The following is a 7,783-nucleotide window of genomic DNA, read 5'->3' on the forward strand; positions in this document are numbered from 1 at the left end:
TAAGCTCATCGGGATTCGCTCGCTTGCCGCCTTGTTCTGACGTCATTGGCTTTGAGATACTTTTCCTTATTTACACTCTCTCAATTAATTTACACCCTCTCAAACACTGTCGCGATCCCCTGACCCAACCCGATACACATCGTTGCCAGACCAAACTGGGCATCTTTGCGTTCCATCAGGTTAATCAGCGTGGTACTGATACGCGCCCCGGAACAGCCCAGCGGGTGTCCTAGGGCGATCGCGCCGCCGTTGAGGTTAATCTTCTCGTCGATCTGATCCATCAGCCCCAGATCCTTAATGCACGGCAGGATCTGCGCGGCGAACGCTTCGTTCATCTCAAAGAGGTCGATATCACTTGCGCTCAGCCCCGCTTTTTTCAGCGCCAGTTTTGACGCCGGAACCGGACCGTAGCCCATGATGGATGGATCGCAGCCCACGACCGCCATCGAACGCACGCGGGCGCGTGGCGTCAGGCCTAATTCGCGGGCGCGGCTTTCGCTCATCACCAGCATCGCGGCGGCACCGTCGGACAGGGCAGACGAGGTGCCCGCCGTTACCGTACCGGTGACCGGATCAAACACCGGACGCAGGGTAGAAAGCGCTTCAACGGTGGTTTCCGGGCGGATGACTTCGTCATAGCTGAACTGCTTCAGTACGCCGTCTGCGTCGTGACCGCCGGTCGGGATGATCTCATTCTTAAAGGCACCAGACTGCGTGGCGGCCCAGGCGCGGGCATGCGAGCGAGCGGCAAAGGCATCCTGCATCTCACGGCTGATGCCGTGCAGACGGGAGAGCATCTCGGCGGTCAGGCCCATCATACCGGCGGCTTTCGCCACGTTGCGGCTCATACCTGGATGGAAATCGACCCCGTGGCTCATCGGCACGTGGCCCATATGCTCCACGCCGCCCACCAGACAGGCCTGCGCATCGCCGGTCATGATCATCCGCGCCGCGTCGTGCAGCGCCTGCATCGACGAACCGCAAAGACGGTTGACGGTGACGGCCGGAACCGAGTGCGGGATCTCCGCCAGCAGGGACGCGTTACGGGCAATGTTGAAGCCCTGCTCCAGCGTCTGCTGGACGCAGCCCCAGTAGATATCGTCCAGCGCAGCAGGGTCCAGCGCCGGGTTACGCGCCAGCAGGCTACGCATCAGGTGCGCGGAGAGGTCTTCCGCGCGCACGTTACGGAACGCACCGCCTTTTGAACGGCCCATCGGGGTGCGAATCGCATCAACAATGACAACTTTTTCCATTGTGACTCCTTAAGCCGTTTTCAGCGCGCCAACCGGACGGGCTGGCTCAACTGCTGGGTAGTAGGGTTCGTTATGACGCGCTTTGTTACGCAGACCTTCCGGCACCTCATAAAGCGGGCCGAGGTGCTGGTACTGCTGAGCCATATCGAGATAGCGAGCGCTGCCGAGCGTATCCAGCCAGCGGAACGCGCCGCCGTGGAACGGAGGGAAGCCGAGGCCGTACACCAGCGCCATATCCGCTTCTGCCGGGCTGGCGATAATGCCTTCTTCGAGGCAGCGCACCACTTCGTTGATCATCGGGATCATCATCCGGGCGATGATCTCGTCGTCAGTGAAGTCGCGTTTCGGCTGACTGACGTCGGCCAGCAGGCCATCCACCGCCGCATCTTCTTCTTTTTTCGGTTTGCCTTTGCTGTCTTCTTTATAGCGCCAGAAGCCCAGACCGTTTTTCTGACCAAAGCGGTTGGCGTCGAACAGGGCGTCAATGGCGTCGCGATAGTCTTTCTGCATGCGCTGCGGGAAGCCCGCCGCCATCACCGCCTGAGCGTGATGGGCAGTATCGATGCCGACAACGTCCAGCAGATACGCCGGGCCCATCGGCCAGCCGAACTGTTTTTCCATCACTTTATCGATTTTGCGGAAGTCTGCGCCGTCGCGCAGCAGCTGGCTGAAGCCGGCGAAGTAAGGGAACAACACGCGGTTAACGAAGAAGCCCGGGCAGTCGTTAACGACGATCGGCGTTTTGCTCATCTTGCTCGCCCACGCCACCACTTTGGCGATGGTTTCGTCGGAGGTTTTCTCCCCACGGATCACTTCGACCAGCGGCATGCGGTGCACCGGGTTAAAGAAGTGCATCCCGCAGAAGTTTTCCGGACGCTTCAGCACGCTCGCCAGTTCGCTGATAGGAATGGTGGAGGTGTTAGAGGCCAGCACGGTTTCCGGACGCACCTTGTCTTCGGTTTCGGCCAGCACCGCTTTTTTCACTTTCGGGTTCTCGACGACCGCTTCAACCACCACGTCCACACGGTCGAAACCGCTGTATTCCAGCACTGGCTGGATGGTGGAGATCACGCCTGCAAGCTTCAGACCATCAATTTTGCCGCGCTCAAGCTGTTTATTCAGCAGCTTGGACGCTTCGGTCATGCCCAGCGTCAGGGATTTCTCGTTGATGTCCTTCATCACCACCGGCACGCCTTTCCAGGCAGACTGGTAGGCGATGCCGCCCCCCATAATGCCCGCGCCGAGTACCGCCGCGTGTTTTGGCGTTTCAACGTTTTTGGTGAGTTGTTTGGCTTTGCCCTTCACAAACTGATCGTTAAGGAAGATACCAACCAGCGCGCGGGCTTCGTTGGTGTGCGCCAGCGGGACAAAGCTCTGGTTTTCCAGCTTCAGGGCGTCATCACGGCCCAGACGGGCTGCCGCTTCAATGGTTTTCACCGCCGTGATCGGCGCCGGGTAGTGTTTACCCGCCGTCTGCATCACCATGCCTTTGGCGATGGTGAAGCTCATGGTGGCTTCAATTTTGCTGAGCTTCAACGGCTCCAGCTTCGGCTGACGTTTGGCTTTCCAGTCGAGGTCGCCGTTAATGGCCTGACGCAGAATGGCGAGTGCGCCTTCAACAAGCTTCTCAGGTTTTACAACGCCGTCGACCAGGCCAATTTTCTGCGCCTGTTCTGCGCCGACGTCTTTACCCGCGGCAATGATCTCCAGCGCGCTGTCGGCGCCCAGCATGCGCGGCATACGGACGGAGCCGCCAAAGCCCGGCATGATGCCCAGCTTGGTTTCCGGCAGGCCGATACGCAGGTCCGGGGTCGCCAGACGGTAATCAGTGGCTAACACGCATTCGCAGCCGCCGCCCAGCGCGTAACCGTTGACGGCAGAAAGGGTCGGGACAGGCAGATCTTCCAGACGATTAAAGACGCTGTTCGCGAAGTGCAGCCACTGGCTCAGCTGTTCTTCGGGCACCAGGAACAGCGACAGGAATTCGGTGATATCCGCGCCAACGATAAAGGCCGCTTTGTTGGAGCGCAGCAGCAGCCCTTTTAAATCTGATTGCTTTTCAAGTACATCCAGCGCCTGGCCAAGACTGGCCACCGTCGCGGTATCAAGCTTATTCACTGAGCCGGGGGCATCGAACACCAGTTCGGCAATGCCATCTTCCAGCCAGTCTACGTACAGGGTGTCGCCTTTGTAGAGCATGTCGGTCTCCTGAATCCAGCAATTGGATCTGGTCATACCAGATGAAACGGAGTGTGGAATTTATGTTAATAAAATGCAAATTAGTCATTAAGAAATTGCTGCGCTGATCACGGTCGGTGGAAATCACGCAGCCGGAGTGAGGTGTGCTAAGATGCGATGACTTGAGCTCAAAAAACGAAAGGAAGAATGATGGACTCACTGGCTTCGCTTTATAAAAATCATATCGTTACCCTACAGGAACGTACCCGCGATGTACTGGCCCGCTTCAAGCTGGATGCCCTGCTGATCCACTCCGGCGAGCTGATGAATACTTTTCTTGATGACCATGCTTATCCCTTCAAGGTTAACCCGCAGTTTAAAGCCTGGGTGCCTGTCACGCAGGTTCCAAATTGCTGGCTGCTGGTGGATGGCGTGAACAAGCCGAAACTGTGGTTCTACCTGCCGGTCGATTACTGGCACAACGTGGAGCCGCTGCCGACCTCATTCTGGACCGAAGAAATTGACGTGATTGCGCTGCCAAAAGCAGACGGCATAGGCAGCCAGCTGCCAGCGGCGCGCGGCAACATCGGCTACATTGGTCCGGTTCCTGAGCGCGCGCTGGGTCTGGATATTCCGGCAGATAAACTCAACCCGAAAGGCGTGCTGGATTATCTGCACTACTATCGCGCCTACAAGACCGACTACGAACTTTACTGCATGCGTGAAGCGCAAAAAACGGCGGTGAATGGCCACCGTGCGGCGCACGAAGCGTTCCAGTCCGGTATGAGCGAGTTCGATATCAATCAGGCTTACCTGACGGCGACCGGCCACCGCGATACCGACGTGCCGTACAGCAACATCGTGGCGCTGAATGAACATGCCTCGGTTCTGCACTACACCAAACTGGATCATCAGGTTCCGGCTGAGATGCGTAGCTTCCTGCTGGACGCGGGGGCTGAGTACAATGGTTATGCGGCAGACCTGACCCGTACCTGGGCGGCGAATGCGGATACCGATTTTGCGCAATTGATTAAAGACGTGAACGACGAACAGCTGGCGCTGATTGGCACCATGAAGGCCGGAACCAGCTACGTGGATTATCACATCCAGTTCCATCAGCGCATCGCTAAACTGCTGCGTAAGCATCAGATTATCAAAGACATGAGCGAAGAGGCGATGGTTGAGAACGATTTGACCGGGCCATTTATGCCGCATGGTATCGGCCACCCGCTGGGTTTGCAGGTTCATGACGTCGCGGGCTTTATGCAGGATGATACCGGCACGCACCTGGCGGCACCGTCTAAATATCCTTATCTGCGCTGCACCCGCGTTCTGGCGCCGCGTATGGTATTGACCATCGAGCCGGGCATCTACTTTATTGAATCCCTGCTGGCGCCGTGGCGCGAAGGGCAATTCAGCAAGCACTTCAACTGGGAGAAAATTGAAGCGCTGAAGCCTTATGGCGGCATTCGTATCGAGGATAACGTGGTTATTCACGAGAACAGCATTGAGAACATGACGCGAGATTTGAAGCTGGCCTGATGGAAAGCTGGCTGATACCGGCCGAGCCGGTCACCTTTGTTGAGGAAATCAAAAAAAGCCGCTTTATCACGCTGTTGGCGCATACCGACGGCGTGGAGGCGGCGAAGGCGTTCGTCGAGTCCGTCCGCGCGCAGCACCCGGATGCCCGCCATCACTGTGTGGCGTGGGTCGCAGGGCCGCCAGACGACTCACAGCAGCTCGGGTTTTCTGACGACGGTGAACCGGCGGGTACGGCCGGAAAACCGATGCTCTCCCAGTTGATGGGCAGCGGCGTGGGTGAAATCACCGCCGTCGTGGTCCGCTACTACGGGGGCATTTTGTTAGGCACCGGAGGGCTGGTCAAAGCCTACGGAGGTGGTGTCCAGCAGGCGCTTAATCTTCTGATAACAACCCGCAAAACGCCACTTACGGAATATACTTTGTTATGCGATTACGCCCAGCTATCGGGTATCGAAGCACTGCTTAAACAGTTTAACGGTGTCATCGCACACAGTGATTATCAGGCAATGGTGCAATTACGCGTGGCGCTTCCTCAGGCGGAACTGGCTGCTTTTTCAGCAAAACTCGCTGATTTTAGTCGCGGTTCATTGCAATTACTGCCGATTGAAGAATAATCCCCACCTCACAATTTTGAATACCTAAGGAAGCGGCAGAGATGCATTTTCGTGCCATTACCCGAATCGTTGGATTGCTGGTCATACTTTTCTCCGGGACAATGATCATTCCCGGACTGGTGGCGCTCATCTACCGGGACGGCGCGGGGCGTGCATTTACGCAAACCTTTTTTGTCGCGCTGACGATTGGCTCCCTGCTGTGGTGGCCAAACCGCCGTGAGAAAGGTGAACTGAAATCCCGGGAGGGGTTTCTGATTGTGGTCCTGTTCTGGACGGTACTGGGAAGCGTGGGTGCGCTGCCGTTTATCTTCTCCGAACAACCGAATCTCACCGTCACGGATGCGTTTTTTGAATCGTTCTCCGGATTAACGACCACCGGGGCCACCACGCTTGTGGGGCTGGATTCGCTCCCGCATGCGATTCTCTTTTACCGGCAGATGCTTCAGTGGTTCGGCGGTATGGGGATCATTGTCCTGGCGGTGGCTATCCTGCCGATTCTGGGCGTCGGGGGGATGCAGCTTTACCGGGCGGAGATGCCCGGCCCGCTGAAAGATAACAAAATGCGCCCGCGTATTGCGGAGACGGCGAAAACCCTGTGGCTTATCTATGTCCTGCTGACGGTGGCCTGCGCGCTGGCGCTGTGGTTTGCCGGGATGCCTGCGTTTGATGCCATCGGGCACAGCTTTGCGACTATTGCTATCGGCGGGTTCTCCACCCACGATGCCAGCGTCGGCTACTTCGACAGCCCGACAATCAATACCATCATTGCCATCTTTTTGCTGATCTCAGGCTGTAACTACGGTCTACACTTCTCGTTGCTTAGCGGACGGAGCCTGAAGGTGTACTGGCGCGACCCGGAATTCCGGATGTTTATTGGCGTCCAGCTGACTCTGGTGATCATCTGTACCCTGGTACTGTGGTTCCACGATGTCTATAACTCGGCGGTCACGACCCTGAACCAGGCCTTCTTCCAGGTGGTATCGATGGCAACAACCGCCGGTTTCACCACGGACAGTATTGCGCGTTGGCCGCTGTTCCTGCCGGTGCTGCTGTTGTGCTCTGCGTTTATCGGCGGCTGTGCCGGGTCAACGGGCGGCGGTCTGAAGGTGATCCGTATTCTGCTGCTGTTCAAGCAGGGGAACCGTGAGCTGAAACGTCTGGTCCACCCGAATGCGGTTTACAGTATTAAGCTGGGGAACCGCGCGCTGCCGGAACGCATCCTCGAAGCGGTGTGGGGATTCTTCTCCGCTTATGCACTGGTCTTTATTGTCAGTATGCTGGCGATTATCGCCACGGGCGTGGATGATTTCTCTGCCTTCGCCTCTGTGGTGGCAACGTTAAACAACCTGGGGCCGGGGCTGGGCGTCGTGGCGGATAACTTCGCCAGTATGAACCCGGTGGCGAAGTGGATCTTAATCGCCAATATGCTGTTTGGGCGTCTTGAGGTCTTTACGCTGCTGGTGCTGTTTACCCCAACATTCTGGCGTGAGTAAGGAGACATTGGTGAAAACGTTAATTCTTTTCTCAACGCGTGACGGACAAACGCGTGAGATTGCTTCATATCTGGCTTCTGAACTCAAAGAGCTGGGCATTTATTCTGATGTGGTGAACCTGAATCGCACAGAGCAGATTGCCTGGCAGGATTACGACCGCGTGGTCATTGGCGCTTCAATTCGTTACGGCCATTTCCATCCGGCGCTGGATCGCTTTGTGAAAAAGCATACGGCGGAACTCGCTCAGCTGCCTGGCGCGTTTTACTCGGTCAACCTGGTTGCCCGTAAAGCAGAGAAGCGTACGCCGCAGACTAACAGCTATACGCGTAAGTTTTTGCTGAGTTCGCCATGGCAGCCCGATATCTGTTCTGTCTTTGCTGGCGCGCTGCGTTACCCGCGTTACCGCTGGTACGACCGCTTTATGATCCGCCTGATCATGAAAATGACGGGCGGGGAAACGGATACGCGTAAAGAAGTGGTTTATACCGACTGGGCTCAGGTCGCCAGTTTTGCCCGTGAAATTGCGCATTTAACGGACGATGCGCGGGTTTAATAAGCGTTGAGTTTGAAAAATGAGCGAACGAAAAGTTTTTTGTATTTAGTGCTTGTCACTTCAGAAGAACTCCCTATAATGCGCCTCCACTGACACGGAACAACGGCACGCAAGCCGCCGGGTCAGCAGAGAAAAGCAAAACAAACGCTT

At 56.7% G+C, this 7,783-nt stretch carries 6 protein-coding genes; 4 read left to right on the forward strand and 2 right to left on the reverse strand.

Features of this window, described 5'->3' with window-relative positions; all coding sequences use genetic code 11:
* Positions 1-89 precede the first annotated feature (89 nt).
* Both fadA and fadB read right to left on the reverse strand, forming a co-directional pair.
* On the reverse strand, positions 90-1,253 hold the full coding sequence (gene fadA, locus ACOTYB_RS21330) for an acetyl-CoA C-acyltransferase FadA (RefSeq protein WP_047054967.1): 1,164 nt from the start codon (positions 1,251-1,253) through the stop codon (positions 90-92).
* A 9-nt stretch (positions 1,254-1,262) separates the two neighbouring features.
* Positions 1,263-3,452 carry a fatty acid oxidation complex subunit alpha FadB gene (gene fadB / locus ACOTYB_RS21335; RefSeq protein ID WP_409249030.1) on the reverse strand — a complete coding sequence of 730 codons (2,190 nt, stop codon included), beginning with the start codon at positions 3,450-3,452 and terminating at the stop codon, positions 1,263-1,265.
* A 189-nt stretch (positions 3,453-3,641) separates the two neighbouring features.
* Between fadB and pepQ the strand changes: the two genes are divergently transcribed.
* Genes pepQ through hemG form a run of 4 tightly spaced genes read left to right on the forward strand, consistent with a single transcriptional unit; the run spans position 3,642 to position 7,633 of the window.
* Positions 3,642-4,973, forward strand: a complete 1,332-nt coding sequence (pepQ, locus tag ACOTYB_RS21340; protein WP_003860124.1) for a Xaa-Pro dipeptidase — start codon at positions 3,642-3,644, stop codon at positions 4,971-4,973.
* Complete coding sequence (locus tag ACOTYB_RS21345) at positions 4,973-5,587, forward strand: IMPACT family protein (protein ID WP_015572737.1); 615 nt, start codon at positions 4,973-4,975, stop codon at positions 5,585-5,587. The genes pepQ and ACOTYB_RS21345 overlap by 1 nt, the downstream gene beginning before the upstream one ends.
* A gap of 41 nt (positions 5,588-5,628) precedes the next feature.
* Positions 5,629-7,080 (forward strand): Trk system potassium transporter TrkH, encoded by a 1,452-nt coding sequence (trkH, locus tag ACOTYB_RS21350; RefSeq protein ID WP_022649737.1) that lies wholly within the window; start codon positions 5,629-5,631, stop codon positions 7,078-7,080.
* 10 nt (positions 7,081-7,090) lie between these two features.
* Complete coding sequence (gene hemG, locus ACOTYB_RS21355) at positions 7,091-7,633, forward strand: menaquinone-dependent protoporphyrinogen IX dehydrogenase (RefSeq protein ID WP_003860122.1); 543 nt, start codon at positions 7,091-7,093, stop codon at positions 7,631-7,633.
* The last annotated feature ends 150 nt before the right edge of the window (positions 7,634-7,783 follow it).

Origin of the sequence: Enterobacter cloacae complex sp. IR5450, assembly GCF_049238665.1 — a bacterium.
GTDB classification, from domain to species: domain Bacteria; phylum Pseudomonadota; class Gammaproteobacteria; order Enterobacterales; family Enterobacteriaceae; genus Enterobacter; species Enterobacter hormaechei_C.

Bases quoted from the DNA above. Each gene is read 5' to 3' on its own strand.
- fadA (WP_047054967.1), bottom strand. From the start codon at position 1,253: ATGGAAAAAGTTGTCATTGTTGATGCGATTCGCACCCCGATGGGCCGT.
- fadB (WP_409249030.1), bottom strand. From the start codon at position 3,452: ATGCTCTACAAAGGCGACACCCTGTACGTAGACTGGCTGGAAGATGGC.
- pepQ (WP_003860124.1), top strand. From the start codon at position 3,642: ATGGACTCACTGGCTTCGCTTTATAAAAATCATATCGTTACCCTACAG.
- ACOTYB_RS21345 (WP_015572737.1), top strand. From the start codon at position 4,973: ATGGAAAGCTGGCTGATACCGGCCGAGCCGGTCACCTTTGTTGAGGAA.
- trkH (WP_022649737.1), top strand. From the start codon at position 5,629: ATGCATTTTCGTGCCATTACCCGAATCGTTGGATTGCTGGTCATACTT.